Source organism: Akkermansia sp. GGCC_0220, assembly GCF_017566105.1.
In the GTDB taxonomy this organism is placed as follows: Bacteria; Verrucomicrobiota; Verrucomicrobiia; order Verrucomicrobiales; family Akkermansiaceae; genus Akkermansia; species Akkermansia massiliensis.
On sequence record NZ_JABFCI010000210.1, the window covers coordinates 1 to 215 of the forward strand.

Genomic DNA, 215 nt, shown 5'->3' on the forward strand with positions numbered 1-215 from the left:
GAATGGAAAACTGGCAATCGAAAAAGTAGGGCTGGACTACAAACTTACCGGAATAACTCATGTGGGCAATCTTCTGGTTATTTCCACATTGATAGATCGTGGCTACCCTACATACGATTATCCGACAGCGGCTAAAGTTACGGGTGCCCATATCTCAAACTATAAATTATATGTTGCCGCTCGTGACCGGGAAGGTAAAAAGAATGAAGGGTTTG

1 pseudogene is annotated in these 215 nt (G+C 43.3%); it reads left to right on the plus strand.

Annotated features, from left to right (window positions below):
- Positions 1 to 215, plus strand: a pseudogene (locus HJW02_RS13555) (hypothetical protein); the annotation flags it as partial.